Annotated in this window: 16 protein-coding genes; 10 read left to right on the forward strand and 6 right to left on the reverse strand. The window is 72.1% G+C overall.

Annotated features, from left to right (window positions below):
* Positions 1-55: 55 nt before the first annotated feature.
* Both ASE68_RS15180 and ASE68_RS15185 read left to right on the forward strand, forming a co-directional pair.
* Complete coding sequence (locus ASE68_RS15180) at positions 56-739, forward strand: DUF3105 domain-containing protein (RefSeq protein ID WP_082462391.1); 684 nt, start codon at positions 56-58, stop codon at positions 737-739.
* Positions 736-1,392 (forward strand): DUF305 domain-containing protein, encoded by a 657-nt coding sequence (locus ASE68_RS15185; protein WP_055861555.1) that lies wholly within the window; start codon positions 736-738, stop codon positions 1,390-1,392. The genes ASE68_RS15180 and ASE68_RS15185 overlap by 4 nt, the downstream gene beginning before the upstream one ends.
* Positions 1,393-1,453: 61 nt before the next feature.
* Here the strand turns inward: ASE68_RS15185 and ASE68_RS15190 are convergent, their stop codons facing one another.
* Entirely contained in the window at positions 1,454-1,681 is a 228-nt protein-coding gene (locus ASE68_RS15190; RefSeq protein ID WP_055861558.1) for an RNA-binding S4 domain-containing protein, read from the reverse strand.
* A gap of 125 nt (positions 1,682-1,806) precedes the next feature.
* On the opposite strand from ASE68_RS15190, the gene ASE68_RS15195 reads away from it, so the two are divergent.
* Both ASE68_RS15195 and ASE68_RS15200 read left to right on the forward strand, forming a co-directional pair.
* Entirely contained in the window at positions 1,807-2,514 is a 708-nt protein-coding gene (locus ASE68_RS15195; protein ID WP_082462392.1) for a DedA family protein, read from the forward strand.
* Positions 2,515-2,653: 139 nt separating this feature from the next.
* Positions 2,654-3,877 (forward strand): hypothetical protein, encoded by a 1,224-nt coding sequence (locus tag ASE68_RS15200; protein WP_055861561.1) that lies wholly within the window; start codon positions 2,654-2,656, stop codon positions 3,875-3,877.
* A gap of 76 nt (positions 3,878-3,953) precedes the next feature.
* On the opposite strand, the gene ASE68_RS15205 is transcribed toward ASE68_RS15200, so the two are convergent.
* Complete coding sequence (locus ASE68_RS15205; protein WP_055861564.1) at positions 3,954-4,553, reverse strand: antibiotic biosynthesis monooxygenase; 600 nt, start codon at positions 4,551-4,553, stop codon at positions 3,954-3,956.
* 151 nt (positions 4,554-4,704) lie between these two features.
* On the opposite strand from ASE68_RS15205, the gene ASE68_RS15210 reads away from it, so the two are divergent.
* Positions 4,705-5,133: a cupin domain-containing protein gene (locus tag ASE68_RS15210; protein WP_055861566.1), complete on the forward strand. Its 429-nt coding sequence runs from the start codon at positions 4,705-4,707 to the stop codon at positions 5,131-5,133.
* A 7-nt stretch (positions 5,134-5,140) separates the two neighbouring features.
* Here ASE68_RS15210 and ASE68_RS15215 read toward each other — a convergent pair whose 3' ends face one another.
* Together ASE68_RS15215 and sigK are read right to left on the reverse strand one after the other, a co-directional pair.
* The gene (locus ASE68_RS15215) at positions 5,141-6,007 is read right to left on the reverse strand and encodes an anti-sigma factor domain-containing protein (protein WP_055861570.1); all 867 of its coding nucleotides are present in this window, start codon (positions 6,005-6,007) and stop codon (positions 5,141-5,143) included.
* Complete coding sequence (sigK, locus tag ASE68_RS15220) at positions 6,004-6,594, reverse strand: ECF RNA polymerase sigma factor SigK (protein ID WP_055861573.1); 591 nt, start codon at positions 6,592-6,594, stop codon at positions 6,004-6,006. Before sigK ends, ASE68_RS15215 begins: the two co-directional genes overlap by 4 nt.
* Positions 6,595-6,916: 322 nt before the next feature.
* On the opposite strand from sigK, the gene ASE68_RS15225 reads away from it, so the two are divergent.
* From ASE68_RS15225 to ASE68_RS20295, 3 genes are all read left to right on the forward strand, one after another.
* Positions 6,917-7,579: a fasciclin domain-containing protein gene (locus tag ASE68_RS15225; RefSeq protein WP_082462393.1), complete on the forward strand. Its 663-nt coding sequence runs from the start codon at positions 6,917-6,919 to the stop codon at positions 7,577-7,579.
* A gap of 97 nt (positions 7,580-7,676) precedes the next feature.
* Complete coding sequence (locus tag ASE68_RS15230; RefSeq protein WP_055861577.1) at positions 7,677-8,096, forward strand: DUF4383 domain-containing protein; 420 nt, start codon at positions 7,677-7,679, stop codon at positions 8,094-8,096.
* Between the two features lie 10 nt (positions 8,097-8,106).
* Complete coding sequence (locus ASE68_RS20295; RefSeq protein ID WP_055861581.1) at positions 8,107-8,670, forward strand: hypothetical protein; 564 nt, start codon at positions 8,107-8,109, stop codon at positions 8,668-8,670.
* A gap of 88 nt (positions 8,671-8,758) precedes the next feature.
* On the opposite strand, the gene ASE68_RS15240 is transcribed toward ASE68_RS20295, so the two are convergent.
* A complete protein-coding gene (locus ASE68_RS15240; protein ID WP_055861584.1) occupies positions 8,759-9,766 on the reverse strand; it encodes a YihY/virulence factor BrkB family protein in 1,008 nt (335 codons plus the stop codon).
* 103 nt (positions 9,767-9,869) lie between these two features.
* On the reverse strand, positions 9,870-10,904 hold the full coding sequence (locus ASE68_RS15245; protein ID WP_055861586.1) for an alpha/beta hydrolase: 1,035 nt from the start codon (positions 10,902-10,904) through the stop codon (positions 9,870-9,872).
* A 341-nt stretch (positions 10,905-11,245) separates the two neighbouring features.
* Between ASE68_RS15245 and ASE68_RS15250 the strand changes: the two genes are divergently transcribed.
* Together ASE68_RS15250 and ASE68_RS20580 are read left to right on the forward strand one after the other, a co-directional pair.
* Complete coding sequence (locus tag ASE68_RS15250) at positions 11,246-13,732, forward strand: DEAD/DEAH box helicase (protein ID WP_082462398.1); 2,487 nt, start codon at positions 11,246-11,248, stop codon at positions 13,730-13,732.
* Positions 13,733-13,882: 150 nt separating this feature from the next.
* Positions 13,883-14,689 (forward strand): collagen-like protein, encoded by an 807-nt coding sequence (locus ASE68_RS20580; RefSeq protein WP_055861589.1) that lies wholly within the window; start codon positions 13,883-13,885, stop codon positions 14,687-14,689.
* Positions 14,690-14,877 lie beyond the last annotated feature (188 nt).

The following is a 14,877-nucleotide window of genomic DNA, read 5'->3' on the forward strand; positions in this document are numbered from 1 at the left end:
TCCCAGCGATCTGCGATCGGATGGAATCCCCCGACCCCACGAGAGAGGCCTCCGCGTGAGCGCGACCCCGCCCGTTCCCCCGAAGATCAAGCAGGCTGCGCGCCTCAAGCAGGAGCGGGCGGAGGAACGCGCCAGGAAGCTGGAGGAGCACCGGCGGCGCGAAGCCCGCGCGAAGCGCAACCGTCGGATCGGCATCTGGTCGGCGGCCGTCGGCGGCGCGGCCATCGTCGCCATCGTCGTCACGGCCATCGTGCTGACCCCGCAACCGCGAACGTACGCGGCCGGCGGGGACGGCGTCGACATCGAGGGCGTCGCGACGTTCGACAACGAATCCGCGCACGTCGACGGCAGGGTCGAGTACGAGCAGACCCCGCCGGTCGGCGGCCCGCACAACCCGGCCTGGCTGAACTGCGGCGTCTACTCCGAGCCCGTCCCGAACGAGAACGCGGTGCACTCGCTCGAGCACGGCGCCCTCTGGATCACCTACGACCCGTCGCTGTCCGAGTCGGCACTCGACGAGCTTCGGGCCAAGCTCCCGTCGACCTACGTGATCCTCTCGCCGTTCGAGGGCCTGCCCGGCGAGGTCGTCCTGAGCGGATGGAACACGCAGCTGTCCGTCGACGGCGTCGACGATCCGCGCATCGAGTCGTTCATCGAGGAGTACTGGCAGAGTGACGACGTGCCCGAGCCTGGCGCGCCGTGCACCGGCGCGCTGGACGCCCCCGGCAAGGTCTCATGACCCCTCGGAACGGCTCCGTCGGACGGATGTCGGTGCTCATCGCGGCATCCGTCGCCCTGGTGGTGGTCGCCGTCGTCGCCTTCTCGATCGGGCGGCTCAGCACGCTCGCGGAACCCACGCCGACCGATGCCAGCGCCGAGGCCGGTTTCTCCCGCGACATGCAGGTGCACCACCTCCAGGGCGCCGAACTCGCGATGATCGTGCGCGACGAGACCGACGACCCCGACATCCGTCTGCTCGCGTACGACATCGCTCGAACGCAGTCGCAGCAGGCGGGCCAGCTGTACGGATGGCTGCGATCGTGGGGGCTGCCGCAGGCGGCCTCAGAGCCGTCGATGACCTGGATGGCCGCAGCGCCGGTCGGCACCGCGGACCACGACGCGCACGACGGCGGGACGCATGAGCCCGGCCAGCCCATGCCGGGCCTCGCGACCCCCGAGCAGATCGCCGAACTGCAGGCCGCCAGCGGGGTCGACGCCGAACGGATCTTCCTCGAGTTGATGATCGCGCATCACCGCGGCGCGATCGAGATGGCCGACGCGGTGCTCGAGCGATCGACGAACCCGCTCGTCACGCCCTTCGCCACGTCGGTCGTGACGAGCCAGAACGCGGAGATCGCCCTCATGGAGGACCTGCTCGCCGAGCGCGGCTGAATCGCCTGCGCTCAGGACGGTGCTGCGCTCAGGCCCGTGCTGCCCTCAGGACCGTCTGCACTCAGGGGCGAACGCGAACCGTGCGTCCGTCGAAGCCGACGAGGTCGCCGGAGTGGAGCTGCCGCCCCCGTCGCCGATCGACCTCGCCGTTCACGGTCACGTCGCCGTCGACGATGGCCGCCTTCACGTCTCCGCCCGAGTCGAGGAGGCCGGCGAACTTCAGGAACTGCCCGAGGCGGATGACCTCGCCGCCGATCGAGATGTCGTCGACCTGGCTCGGATTCGTCATCCCCGAATCGTAGTCGAGCTCGGCACTCGGGGCCCGGTCGAGATGCTCAGGCGCCGTTCACCCCGGCCCGATAGCGTGGGCGGGCCGACGGGCACCGACCACCGACCGCCGACCATCGGAGCCGCATGACTCCCCTGACCTCCCTCGCGACCGCGCCTTCGGCGATCGCCGCCGCCGCGACCGCCGACCACGGCTTCACCGGGCTGACCGGGTTCGCCGCCGACATCCTGAACGCCATGGGCGACGCGGGCGTCGGGGTGCTCGTGTTCCTCGAGGTGCTCATCCCGCCGATCCCGAGCGAGGTGATCCTGCCGTTCGCGGGCTACCTCAGCCAGTCGGGCGACCTGCACCTCGGCTGGCTCATCGTGTGGTCGACGCTCGCCTCGGTGCTCGGCGCCCTGCTGCTCTACGGGCTCGGCGCCGTGATCGGCCTCGAACGCGCCATCTCGTGGATCGCGTGGACCAGGCTCGTCAGCCGCACCGACCTCGATCGCGGCGCCGAGTGGTTCCACCGGCACGGGCGCTGGTCGGTGCTGTTCGGCCGCATGATCCCTGGCGTGCGCAGCCTCATCTCGTTGCCGGCCGGTGCCGATCGCATGTCCCTGCCCACGTTCGTGCTCTTCACCACGCTCGGCTCGGCCGCGTGGAACTCGCTGCTGATCGGCGTCGGCGCGGCCCTCGGCACCCAGCACCAGGCCATCGACCACTGGCTGGCGGACCTCGACTACCTCGTCTACGGGGCGATCGCCGTCGGCCTCGTCGTGCTCGTGGTGCGGCGCATCCGCGAGCAGCGGGCCGTGCAGCGCGAGGGCGGCGAGCCCGCCGAGTCGTGAACGGATGCCGCGGCGGCCGCCAGCGGCATCCGCTCGCCGGCGTTATCCAAGCGTGACGCGGTCGCGTGGCGAAGCGGGTGCGGCGGCAGGTAGGTTCGTCGAACCCGCCCACCGCGGCACGACCCGGAAGCTGCCCCCGATGCCCGACACCCCCACGACGCCGGACGCGCCGATGCCGGACGCGCCCGCCGACCCGGCCGACGAACCCCGCGAACCCGCCGACCCCGCGCGCCGCACTCGGTGGTGGGTGCCCGTGCTCGCCGTCGGCGTCGCGCTGATCGGCGCGACCGGCACCTACCTCGGGGCCGGGTACGTCGCGCACACGGTTCGCGAGGACCACATCGCCGCCGCCGCCGAGATCGAGGAGCGGGCCGAAGACGCGAACGGCGACCTGCGTGCCGCGATCACGCGAGCCGGCAGCGCGGCCGCGCACGGTGCCGAGGTCACGACGGCCGCGACCGACGGGCTCGGATCCGCCGACGCCGCAGCAACGCTGTCGGCCGCATCGGATGCGGCGCGCGAGCTCGCCGTGTCGGAGGTCACCCGGCTGCCCGAGCCCATCGGGTACGACGAGGGTGCCGTTCGCCCGCCCTGGGTCAGCGTCGTCGAAGTGCTCGAGACGCGCGCGCGTGGTCACGAGCTGCTCGACGATCTCGACGCCATGACGACGGCGGCCGTCGAGATCGACGGCGCAGCGGCGACGGCCGACGCCGCTCGCGTCGCGTTCTACGCGTCGGCCGCCGAGAGCGCCGCAGCCGTGCTCGAGGCGAATCCGGTCGCGACCTACGAGACGCGCATCGCCGTGCAGCACGGGATCGATCAGGCGGGCGACGACTGGTTCGAGGAACCGGACAGTGCGGGCGCCTACCGCCGACTCGCGACGGCCGTCGATGCGCTCCACGCCTCCGCGGCGGCCGAGTCGGCCCGTCGTGCCGAGGCCGACTACGCCGCGCGCGGCCCGATCGAGGACTTCGCCCGCTCGATCGCCCACGGCGTGAACCTCGACTTCCGCTGGGCGAACGTCGTGGCCGGCAAGTCGAGCGACGACGGCTGGTACGCGGGCACGGCGCTCTACCGCTACGGCGACGGCGGTTGGGCGACGATCGAACTCAGCCACAGCATCGGCCGGTACTTCGGCGACGACATCGACGCGAAGGCCGTCGTCGTGCACGAGGTCGGCCACGCCCAGGTCGTGCGTGCCGAGTGCAAGCCGCTGTTCACGGGCCCGGTCTTCGGCGGCGACGACGAGATGTGGGCGACCGCGTGGGCGATCGCGGCGGGCTACGACGTCGAGGGCTCCGGCATCCAGGCCTACGGGCGTCCGAGCGACGCGCAGATCGCCGAGGCCGGGAAGTGCCTCTGAGGCGCACCGCCCTCGGCTGACCGCGCCGGCACGGGGGAGGGTGCGGCGACGGGCGCGGCCCGCCCGCGGCATCCGCTCAGGTCGTGCGCGGCGCGAGCCACCGGTGCAGCGAACGCGTCACGAACGGCAGCACCCAGTACGTCATGATCGGCGTGAGCACGAGCGTCGTGGCGAGCACGCGAAGCCAGAGCGCCAGGTCGCCCCAGCCGGGAACGGGCGCGATGAGGTAGCTGAACACGAGGTTCACCGGGAAGAACCCGAGCCAGATCGTCACCGCCTGCTTCCAGCGCGGCGGCGCAGGCGGCAGGTCGTCGAGGTCGGAGGTCGCGGACGGGTCGACGACCGGGATCGACCCGGTCGGCGGCTCGTCGAACCAGCCCTCGATGCCGGTGCGGCGGCGGGAGCGTTCGGACCGCACGAGGCCCTCGCCGGAGGCGAGCCAGCTCGCCCGGTCGGCCGAGTGCTCCCAGGCGTCGAGCGTCGCCTCGCTCGAGAACCGGTAGAGCATGTGCCAGACGTTCGCGTCTTCACCGGCGCGCACCCAGCCGGAGCCGAGGAAGCCGGGGTAGCGATTCGCCCGGTTGATGCCGGCCTGCACCCAGGCGGTCACCTCGGGGATGCGTTCGGGGTCGACCTCTCGACGGATCGAGACGGTGACGGGGTCGTTCGCGGTCATGGGTCGTGGCCTCTCGTTGCCCGCGGGGGTGGTGCGGGGATCGGAGCGAAGAAACGCCGCGAGGGCCCTCGGTGTTCCGTGGGCCCCCTCGGCCTGCACCAGTGTAGGCATCCCGCGTTACCCGAGTGTTTCAGGTCGATAGGCTGCGCGGGTGAGCGACTTTCAGGTTCTGGACATCGGTGGACTCGACGCATGGCGATCGCATTTCGGCGGATTCCGCCCCGACAGCTCCCGCGACGGCCGCCGCGTCGTCGACCACGAGCTGACGATGCAGTACCTCGGCATGACGGCGAACGCGCTGCAGCCGGGTGAGGAGGCCGGCTACTGGCACCGGCACGCGAAGGTCGAGGAGCTCTACGTGTTCCTCGAAGGGCAGGGTCAGATGGGGCTCGACGACGAGGTCGTCGATGTCGGCCCCGGCACGGTCGTGCGCGTCGGGCAGGGCGTCTGGCGCACCTGGCGCGCCACTCCCGGCGGCGAGGGCGAACTGCGCTGGCTGTGCATCAGGGCCGGCGGCACCGAGCTGCCGCATCTTCCCGACGACTCGGAGCGCGGCGGCGACCGGCCGATGCCCTGGTGACGGCGGCCTAGGTCTGGATGACCGCGACCGGGTCGGTCGTCGGCTGCGGTGAACCCCCTGCGGGTTCGACCGTGATGCCCACGGCGACGCCCGGGGCGAACTCGCCCTCGAGGATGCGCCACGCCTCGTCGCTGCCGGCCACGTCGAACGTGCCGGCCGAGCTCGCACCCGCCTCGTCGATGTACCAGAGCTCGTAGGTGTGCTCGTCGCCGAGCTCGGAGAGGCCCGCGGCGAGGATCGCGCTTCGGCCCTGCTCGACCGACGAGACGAGGGTGATCTCGCCGCCGCCGGCGACCTCGGTCGTGGTCTGCTGCGCGTCGGACGCCGACGTCAGCGCCGCCATCTCGCGCTGCGCGCCCCACCCGTTCGGGCCGAACCAGTTCGTGCCGATGAACGCGCCCGCGACGAGCAGCACGACGGCGGCGGCCGACGACCACGCGATCGCGAGCCGCCGACGGGCGCGGCGGGCGGCGAGGTCGGCGACGGGCGCGGGCTGGGCATCCGGCGCGGGCTGGGCATCCGGGGCGGGCTGGGCTTCGGGAGCAGCGGATGTCGCGGGCGCGACGGGCGCGGGTTCGGCGGGCGCCTGCTGCACGGGCGCGACGGATGCCGCGGCATCCGCTCGCCGCTCTTGGGGTGCCGAGTCGAGCCGGTCGAACAGGCTCGCCTTGAGCGAGGCCGGCGGCGCGACGGGTTCGACGGCGTCGCCGAGGCCCGACGCGACCTCGCGGAACGCGGCGACCTCGGCCTGGAGCTCGGGGGAGACGGCGAGGGCGCGCTCGAACCTGACGCGGTCGAACTCGTCGAGCGCGTCGAGCGCGTACGCCGGCGCGAGGTCGCGCAGGTCGTCGCCCGCGTCATCCGCTGGATTCATGTCGTCACCCCCAGGAGGTCTCGCAATCGGATCATGCCATCTCGCAGCCGGGTCTTCACCGTGCCCAGCGGTATCTCGAGTCTCGTCGCGATCTCGGACTGCGTGCAGCCCCCGTAGTAGGCGAGCGAGATGCACTCGCGATGTGCGGGGCTGAGCGCGGTCAGCGCCTCGGCCACCTTCTCGTGCTCGATCGCGATCTCGGCCGCCTCGGCGACCTCGTCGACCGGAATCTCGAGATCGCGGATGCCGGCCTTCAGGTCGCGTTCGCGCGACGACTGCGACGCCCGCACGCGGTCGACCGCGCGGCGATGCGCGAGCGTGAGCAACCATGGGATCGCGGAGCCGCGTTCGGGATCGAACCGAGCGGCGGTCTGCCATGCCTCGAGGAACACGTCCTGCGTCACCTCCTCGGCCTGCGCGGCGTCGACGAGCAGTCGTCGGACCAGGCCGAAGACCCGGGCCGACGTCGCGTCGTAGAGGGCGGCGAACGCCTCGCGGTCGCCGTCGGCGGTGGCCACGAGGAGAGCTTCGAGGGCGCGAGGGGATTCCCCGAGCTGCTCAGCGACGTCGACCACGGAACCCAGCATGCCAGAGCCGGGTCGTGCGAGCCGCCGGTTGCGCGGCGGCGCGGTTCGTGAGAGTAGCGCATGGGTCATCCGTCGGGAGTGGCGTGCATCGGGCACCTCGTTTCGTGCGTCATGGAGTGTTCGGAGCCGACGGCCGATCCGATTGGATGCCGTGTCGGGACCGTGCCGAGACCGTGCCGGGACCGCGTCGAGACCGTGCCGGGACGGTGTCGAGACCGCGCCGGGACATCCGATCCGAATTCCGTCCAATCCGATCGACGACCACCTCCGAACCCCCCGTGTCGACCCGCTCAGGGCCGACCACTACGAAGGAGGAGATCCGATGCGATCGATCCGCAGCACCCGTACCGCACTCGCCGTGTTCTCGATCACGGCCGTCGCCATGCTCGGCCTGGCAGGCTGCAGCTCCGACACCGGAAGCTCGTCGGAGTCCGACGAACCCACGACGTCGGAGGAGTCCATGGCTCCCACCGAAGAGGCCATGGACCCGGCCGCAGACCTCGTCGGCCCCGGATGCGCCGCGTACGCCGAGGCCGTTCCGGACGGCGCGGGCTCGGTCGCCGGCATGTCCGAGGACCCGGTCGCCGTCGCGGCGTCCAACAACCCGATGCTGACGACGCTCACCGCGGCCGTCTCGGGTGAGCTGAACCCCGACGTCAACCTCGTCGACACGCTGAACGGCGACGAGTTCACCGTCTTCGCGCCGGTCGACGACGCGTTCGCGAAGATCGACCCCGCCACGATCGAGTCGCTGAAGACCGATGCCGACACGCTGACGTCGATCCTGACGTACCACGTGGTGCCCGGCCAGCTCTCGCCTGACGAGGTCGTCGGAATGCAGACGACCGTGCAGGGCGGCACCGTCGAGGTCACCGGCTCCGGTGACGACCTCATGGTCAACGACGCCAAGGTCATCTGCGGCGGCGTGCACACGGCCAACGCCACCGTGTACCTCATCGACACGGTGCTGATGCCGTCGATGTAGTCGGCGATCGCGGGGCGCCCCTCCGACCGGTGGGGCGCCCCGCACCGAAGCCACTCACCGTCGCGACCTCCGTCGCGGATCTCAAGGAGGAATCATCATGGGAAGCTCCGTCAACCGCATCGTCGGCGTCGTCTTCGGCGCGGTCTACCTCGTCGTTGGACTGCTCGGCTTCGCCGTCACCGGCGGCGTCGGATTCATCGCCACCGAGGGCGGCCTGCTGCTCGGCGTCTTCGCGGTGAACCCGCTGCACAACATCGCCCACCTGCTCATCGGCGCCGCGCTGCTGGTCGCCGGCATCGTCAGCACCCGCGCGGCGAAGGGCGTCAACACGGTCGTCGGCGCCGCATACCTGCTGCTCGGCATCGTCGGGTTCTTCCTGGCGGGCACGGCCGCGAACATCCTCGCGTTGAACACCGCAGACCACTTCCTGCACCTCGCCAGCGCGCTCGTGCTGCTGGGCGTCGGTCTCGGGGCGGAAAGCGTCAGCCATTCCACCAGCCGCACGGCGACGGCCTAGGGAGCCGGCCGTGTCGGCACTGGCGCACCTCACGCGAAGCTGGCCCGTGTTCGCCGCGCTCGGCGCGGGGATCGTGCTCATCGCGGTGGGCGCCGGTGCCATGGGCGCTCCGATCTGGGGGATCGCGGCCGCTGCGGCGCTCGTCGGGGGCGGCCTCGCCGCCCTCGTCTGGGCCGTCGCGGCGCTGCGCACCGGTCGGATGCCCGTTCCCGGCGTCGCACTCTCCGCGGCGCTGGGGCTGGTCGCGGCGTCCGGGGTCGTTCTCGCCTCGGGCGCCGCGTCGGCCGCCGGCATCTCGGCGCTGCCGCTGCTCGCGTCCGACGTGTTCGCACTCGTGGTGGCCATCGGCGCGGCCGCGACGCTTCGTTCCAGGCGAGCGGATGCCGCGGTCTGGCGCCGCGATCGAGCGGAGGCCGCTCGTTCGGCCCGCCGGCCCGCCGTCGCGGTCATGGGCATGCTCGTGGGTGCCACCCTCGTCGCAGCCCTCGCGACGCCCGCCCTCGCCGGCACCCGTGCCGGCGAGCAGGCGGTGCCGCACGGCGAGCTGCACGGGGAGATCGGCCACCACCACTGACTCCGTCCCCTCCTCGCGCCGGCGACGCGCGCGGAGGGGGCGGACCTGAGGCGGTCCCGGGCCCGAACCCGGGGCCGCCGGCCTCGACCTAGACGAAGTCCTCGACGTTGCCGGGCGGCTTCAGCCGCTCGGCCGCCCGCACGTCGGCCGCGCGCTGCGCGTGGTTCTTGCGGATCATGCGGTCGTCGCGGATGGGCAGCTGCAGCCGCTCCTCGGCCGGCATGCCGGACCGGAGTTGGCGCACGCGCTCGACCTCGGTGTCGAGCGCCGCCCCGAGCAGGATCGCGAGGTTCGACAGCCAGACCCAGAGCAGGAAGGCGACCGCGCTGCCGAGCACCCCGTAGTTGCGTTCGTAGGTGCCGAGGCCGACGGCGTACCAGCCGAACAGCAGGGTCACGACCACCCAGGTCAGCACGGCGGCCGCCGCGCCGACGCTCATCCAGCGGAAGTCGCGCCGCCGCACGTTCGGCGCGGCCCAGTAGAGCAGCGCGACCGTCGCGGCCATCAGCGCGACGGCGATCGGGATCTTCACGAGGTCCCACCAGAACACGACGCCCTCGTCGAGGCCGAGGGTGCGGGCCGCGGCATCCGCGATGGGCCCGCTCAGCAGCAGGATCAGGGCGAGCGCGGCGACGAGCACGAGCACGATGATCGCGGTGAGCACCATGAGCGGCCGCGACTTCCAGAAGGGCCGGCCCTCCTCGACGTTCAGGATGCGGTTCATGCCGCGCCCGAAGACCCCGAGGTAGCCGGAGACCGACCACAGCGCGCCGGCCGACCCGACGAGGATCGCGAACCACTGGTGCGACGCGTTCAGGAGCTGAGCGACGGGTTCGGACAGCGCCGCCGCGATCGAGTCGCCGCCGAGGTCGGCGAGCACGCTGAGCACCGCGCGCGTGACCTCCTCGGCGGTGCCGAACGTGCCGAGGATCGCGAGCGATGCGAGCGCCGCCGGGAACACCGTGAGCACCGCGTAGTAGGTGAGCGCCGCAGCCACGTCGTACGACTGGTTGATGCGGAACTCGTGCCAGGCGCGCACACCGATGAGTCGCCATTCGTGCCGCGAGATCCGGATGGGGGAGTCCTCGTGGGTCATCGGCGCCTTTCTCGCTCGGCCTCGCTCGGCCTCCGCCGATGATCGCATCGTTCGGCGCGCCTCGCGATTCGCGTCTTCACTCGGTCGGGTCGCGGATGCCGCGTCAGCCGAGCTGCGCGTGCAGGAACGCCGCGACGCGGATGCGCATGCTCTCGTCGAGGATGCCGATGGAGTGCTCGGCTCCCGTGCTCACCGCGAGCTCGGCCGGAACGCCGGCATCGGCGAGGTTCGCGACGAACCGTCGCGACTGCTGGAGTGGGATGACCTCGGCGTCGGCGTGGCCGACGAAGAACGGCGGGTCGCTCGGGTCGGCGAACGTCGCGGGCGAGGCATCCGTCGCCTGGGGGCAGGCGTCGTCGCCCGCGCCCGCCTCGCAACCGAGGTACTCGGCGACGATGCCCTGCAACCAGGTCGACGCGCCGTCGCCCTCGAGCTCGGCCGTGGTCAGGCCGACCGGTCCGGAGATCTCCGCGACCGCCGCCACCCGGGAGCCGGTGTCGAGCGGGCCCTCGCCGCGCGTGCCGAGCAGGGCCGCGAGGTTGCCGCCCGCCGAGCCGCCGAACGCGCCGATGCGCGCCGGGTCGAGGTCGAACCGCTCGAGCTGCTCGGGCTCGCGCAACCACTCGACCGCGAGGGACACGTCGTCGATCGCGGCCGGGAACCGCACGTCGGGCACGAGCCGGTAGTTGACGGATGCCGCGACGAAGCCCTCGCTCGCGAGCCACATGCAGACGTTGCGCCAGTCGGCGTTGGCCTTGTCGCCGCGCGCCCAGCTGCCGCCGTGGATCGAGACCACCGCCGGAAGCCGCTCGTCGTCGTCGGCGGCGAACGCCGCGGCCACGGCCGACGGCCGGCAGACGTCGAGCGTCAGCACGGTGCCGTCGTCCTGCACGCCGTATTCGAGGTCTTCATCGACGCGGATGCCGTCTGGGGCGTCGAACGTGCGGATGCCGACCTGGGCGATGGTGCCCGAGAGCTCGCTCGCGGTATCCGCCCCACGCGGGTCGATCTCGCGGAGTTCGCGGTGGAAGCCCGACAGCGCGGACACGCCGACGACGGCCACGAGGGCGGCAGCGGCGGTCACCAGGATCCGCCGCGAGCGGATGCCGGAGCCGCCTGCGTTTCGGGTCGAGGTCACCAGGGCTCCGGGTTCAGGGGTGCAGCGATGCTACTCCGCGATGGGTGCGCGACCAACTCGAAGCCGAGCGGGTCTCAGGATCAGCGCGGATCGGCGCCGCTCGCCATGCGCGACCCGGCCTGCTCGGCGGTTTCCCAGCGGCATCCGCTACCCTTGAGAGGTCGGTTCTGGACACCGCACATGTCGTGCGGATGGGTTTGTGAGTCCAGGGGCCGGTTTCGGGGCAGTCGCCCTCGAATAGTCACCGTATGTGAACGGCCCCGGTCGACGATGTTCCGGGTTCTCAGCGCGCGCCTTCAGCGGCGCTGCCATGTACTTGAAGTAACCCAGGAAGCACATCCATGCCCAAGAGCAAGAAGCCCGCAGGCGGACGACCCGCCAAGAACTTCGACCCCTCGTACGCGAGCGGCGGCAAGGGCCGACCGGCACGCGCCGGCGGCACCAAGCCCGGCTCGCGCAGCGCCGGACACCGCGGCTACCGCCCCGAAGAGGCCGACGCCCCCCGCGCCAAGGACCGCTGGTCGCGCGACGAGCGCGTCGCCACCGGCCGCAGCCCGCACCGCGCCGACCGCGACGGCCGTGACGCCGGCGACGCCCGTGCGCCCCGTTCGTTCGACCGCAACGACCGTCCGGCCCGCTCGAACGACCGCGACGACCGCGCTCCCCGCTCGTACGACCGCAACGACCGTCCGGCCCGTTCGTTCGACCGTGACGACCGTGCCCCCCGTTCGTTCGACCGCAACGACCGCCCGGCACGCTCGTACGACCGCAACGACCGCAACGACCGCAACGACCGGCCCGCTCGTTCGAACGACCGTGACGACCGTGCCCCGCGTTCGTTCGACCGGAACGACCGCAACGACCGTCCGGCACGTTCGTTCGACCGTGACGCCCGTCCCGCACGTTCGTTCGACCGAGACGACCGCGCCCCCCGTTCGTTCGACCGGAACGACCGCCCGGCTCGTTCCAACGACCGTGACGATCGTGCACCTCGTTCGTTCGACCGGAACGACCGCAATGACCGTCCGGCTCGTTCGTTCGACCGGAACGACCGCAACGACCGTCCGGCCCGCTCGTTCGACCGTGACGACCGCGCCCCCCGCCGCGACCAGGGCGACCGTCCGGCCCGCTCGTTCGACCGTGACGACCGCGCCCCGCGTTCGTTCGACCGCAGCGACCGCAATGACCGTCCGGCTCGTTCGTTCGACCGGAACGACCGTCCCGCGCGTTCGTTCGACCGCAGCGATCGCCCCGCACGTTCGTTCGACCGCAACGACCGTGCCGAGCGCCCCGCGCGCCGCGACTTCGAGCGCGCCGGGTTCCAGGACTCCGACCGTCGCCCGTCGAGCTTCTACCCGGCGAAGGACGCCGGCAGCCGCTTCACCCCGAACGACGACGTGGTGCTCGAGCGCCTCGAGGCCGAGGCCATCCAGGCCGGCGACGTCGACGGCGTGAGCTTCGGCGACCTCGGCCTCGGCCAGAACGTCGTGCGCGTGCTCGCCGAGCTCGGCGCCGCGGCGCCGTTCCCGATCCAGGCCGCGACGATCCCCGTCGTGCTCGAGGGTCGCGACGTGCTCGGCCGCGGCAAGACCGGTTCGGGCAAGACCATCGCCTTCGGTGCCCCGACCGTCGAGCGCCTCATGACGCTCTGGGCCCAGAGCGGCAAGGCCGGCGGCAAGCGCCAGATGGGCCGCAAGCCCCGCGCGCTCATCCTCGCGCCGACCCGTGAGCTCGCCCTGCAGATCGACCGCACCGTTCAGCCCATCGCGCAGAGCGTCGGCCTCTTCACCACGCAGATCTACGGCGGCGTGCCCCAGGGCCGCCAGGTCGGTGCGCTGCAGCGCGGCGTCGACATCGTGATCGGCACGCCCGGTCGCATCGAGGACCTCATCGAGCAGGGCCGCCTCGACCTCAGCGAGATCGCCATCACGGTGCTCGACGAGGCCGACCACATGTGCGACCTCGGGTTCCTCGAGCCCGTGCAGCGCATCCTGCGTCGCACCGCGAAGGGCAGCCAGCGGCTCCTCTTCTCGGCCACGCTCGACCAGGGCGTCGCGACGCTCGTCGACGAGTTCCTCGTCGACCCGGCCGTGCACGAGGTCGCCGGCGAAGACCAGGCCTCCTCGACGATCGAGCACCGCGTGTTCGTCATCGAGAACCGCGAGAAGCGCGACATCGTCGCCCAGCTCGCGAACCGCAAGGGCAAGACCCTCGTCTTCAGCCGTACGCGTGCGTTCGCCGAGGACCTCACCGACCACCTCGAGGACTACGGCATCCGCGCCGTGGCGCTGCACGGCGACCTGAACCAGTCGCGCCGCACGCGCAACCTGCAGCAGCTCACCTCGGGCAAGGTCGACGTGCTCGTCGCAACGGATGTCGCGGCACGCGGCATCCACGTCGACGACATCGACCTCGTGATCCAGGCCGACGCGCCCGACGAGTACAAGACGTACCTGCACCGCGCCGGCCGCACGGGCCGCGCCGGCAAGGAGGGCCGCGTGGTCACCCTGATCCCGCGCAACCGTCAGCGTCGCATGACCGACCTGCTCGACCGCGCCGAGATCGACGCGCCGTTCGAGTTCCTCGCGTTCGGCGAGGAGGCGTTCCCCGAGGACGCACCCGGCTATCAGGCCGAGGTCGTCGAGACCGTCGAGGTCGAGGATGTCGCGAGCGACGACGCCGATGGCGCGCCTGCCGCATCCGGCCAGGAGCAGCCCGACACGGCCGACACCCCCGACGTGCTCGAGGAGGCCGACGAGTCGATCGAGTCCGACGACGAGCAGGCAGCCGTCGAGGCATCCGTCGCCGACGAGAAGCCGGCCGTCTGAGGCATCCGCTCACCGCATCTCGAACAGGCCCCCGTCCATTCGGACGGGGGCCTGTTCCCTGCCCGGTGCGCGCCACTAGCATGAGCGCGACACGCACCATCGCCGCGCTCCCGCGGCCCAGTCCTGGTGCGAGACGTGGAGGGGCACGACATGGTCGACGACGGCAACCCGCAGCAGACGCCTTCCGAACCGACGACGCCGCCTGATCCGGCCGCGAGCGATGCGGCGACGGGGGCCGTCGGCCAGGAGGCGACGACGACCGTGACGACGACCGGAGCCACTCCACCGGAGCCGCCCGCCGAGAAGAAGCCGGCGGGCGTGACCGCGGCGACGCTCATCTTGGTCGGCGTCGCCGTGGTGCTGCTGTCGTTCGTGGCGGCGTTCCTCGGCTCGCTCCTCGCGGGCTCGGCGAGCACCGAGGCGGCTGCGACGCCCACGCCGACGCCCGTGGTGGTCGATGACGCCGCGTACGAGGAGGCCCTCGAGGAGATCCTCCCGGCGGGTTCGGCGGTTCGCGCCGGCACGGGGGCGCCGGAGGCCGGCAAGGGGTATGAGGGAGACGTTTACATCGATCTCTCGACCTCCGACGTGTACGTCTTCCAGGACGACGACTGGACGCTCGCGGGCAACATCCGCACGTCCGCCGCCGAGAACCTCACCGGGGCGACGGGCGAGACCGGCGCGAAGGGCGAGACGGGCGCGACCGGCGAGACCGGTGCCACGGGCGAGACCGGTGCAACCGGTGAGACGGGCGCACCGGGTGCGCCCGGCACGCAGGTGCTGCTCGGCACGGGCGAGCCCGATCCGGAGACGTGCGTCACCGACGGCGACGTCTACGTCGACACCGAGGTGGGGGCGTTCTACGAGTGCTCCTCGGGATCGTGGACGCTGTTCGGCCCGCCGACGGACGCCACCCCGCCGACTCCCGAGCCCACGGAGGATGCCGCCGAGGAGTGACTCGGAGGGGCCGGGCGGCTCGGACTCGGGTCATCCGGTCGTCGCCGTGAGCGTCCTCCGCCGACCGTCCTGACCCGATGCCCGTGTCGCCCGCCGACACGGGCATCGGTCCATTTCCGGGCGGATCGGGCGATACAACGTTTACCTTCTGCCGTCTCTCGAATTTCTCTCGACATCTAGCCCGGTCG

This window comes from Agromyces sp. Leaf222 (genome assembly GCF_001421565.1).
In the GTDB taxonomy this organism is placed as follows: domain Bacteria; phylum Actinomycetota; class Actinomycetes; order Actinomycetales; family Microbacteriaceae; genus Agromyces.

Bases quoted from the DNA above. Each gene is read 5' to 3' on its own strand.
- ASE68_RS20580 (WP_055861589.1), top strand. From the start codon at position 13,883: ATGGTCGACGACGGCAACCCGCAGCAGACGCCTTCCGAACCGACGACG.
- ASE68_RS15240 (WP_055861584.1), bottom strand. From the start codon at position 9,766: ATGACCCACGAGGACTCCCCCATCCGGATCTCGCGGCACGAATGGCGA.
- ASE68_RS15230 (WP_055861577.1), top strand. From the start codon at position 7,677: ATGGGAAGCTCCGTCAACCGCATCGTCGGCGTCGTCTTCGGCGCGGTC.
- ASE68_RS15250 (WP_082462398.1), top strand. From the start codon at position 11,246: ATGCCCAAGAGCAAGAAGCCCGCAGGCGGACGACCCGCCAAGAACTTC.
- sigK (WP_055861573.1), bottom strand. From the start codon at position 6,594: ATGCTGGGTTCCGTGGTCGACGTCGCTGAGCAGCTCGGGGAATCCCCT.
- ASE68_RS15195 (WP_082462392.1), top strand. From the start codon at position 1,807: ATGACTCCCCTGACCTCCCTCGCGACCGCGCCTTCGGCGATCGCCGCC.
- ASE68_RS15185 (WP_055861555.1), top strand. From the start codon at position 736: ATGACCCCTCGGAACGGCTCCGTCGGACGGATGTCGGTGCTCATCGCG.
- ASE68_RS15225 (WP_082462393.1), top strand. From the start codon at position 6,917: ATGCGATCGATCCGCAGCACCCGTACCGCACTCGCCGTGTTCTCGATC.
- ASE68_RS15200 (WP_055861561.1), top strand. From the start codon at position 2,654: ATGCCCGACACCCCCACGACGCCGGACGCGCCGATGCCGGACGCGCCC.
- ASE68_RS15205 (WP_055861564.1), bottom strand. From the start codon at position 4,553: ATGACCGCGAACGACCCCGTCACCGTCTCGATCCGTCGAGAGGTCGAC.
- ASE68_RS15215 (WP_055861570.1), bottom strand. From the start codon at position 6,007: ATGAATCCAGCGGATGACGCGGGCGACGACCTGCGCGACCTCGCGCCG.
- ASE68_RS15190 (WP_055861558.1), bottom strand. From the start codon at position 1,681: ATGACGAATCCGAGCCAGGTCGACGACATCTCGATCGGCGGCGAGGTC.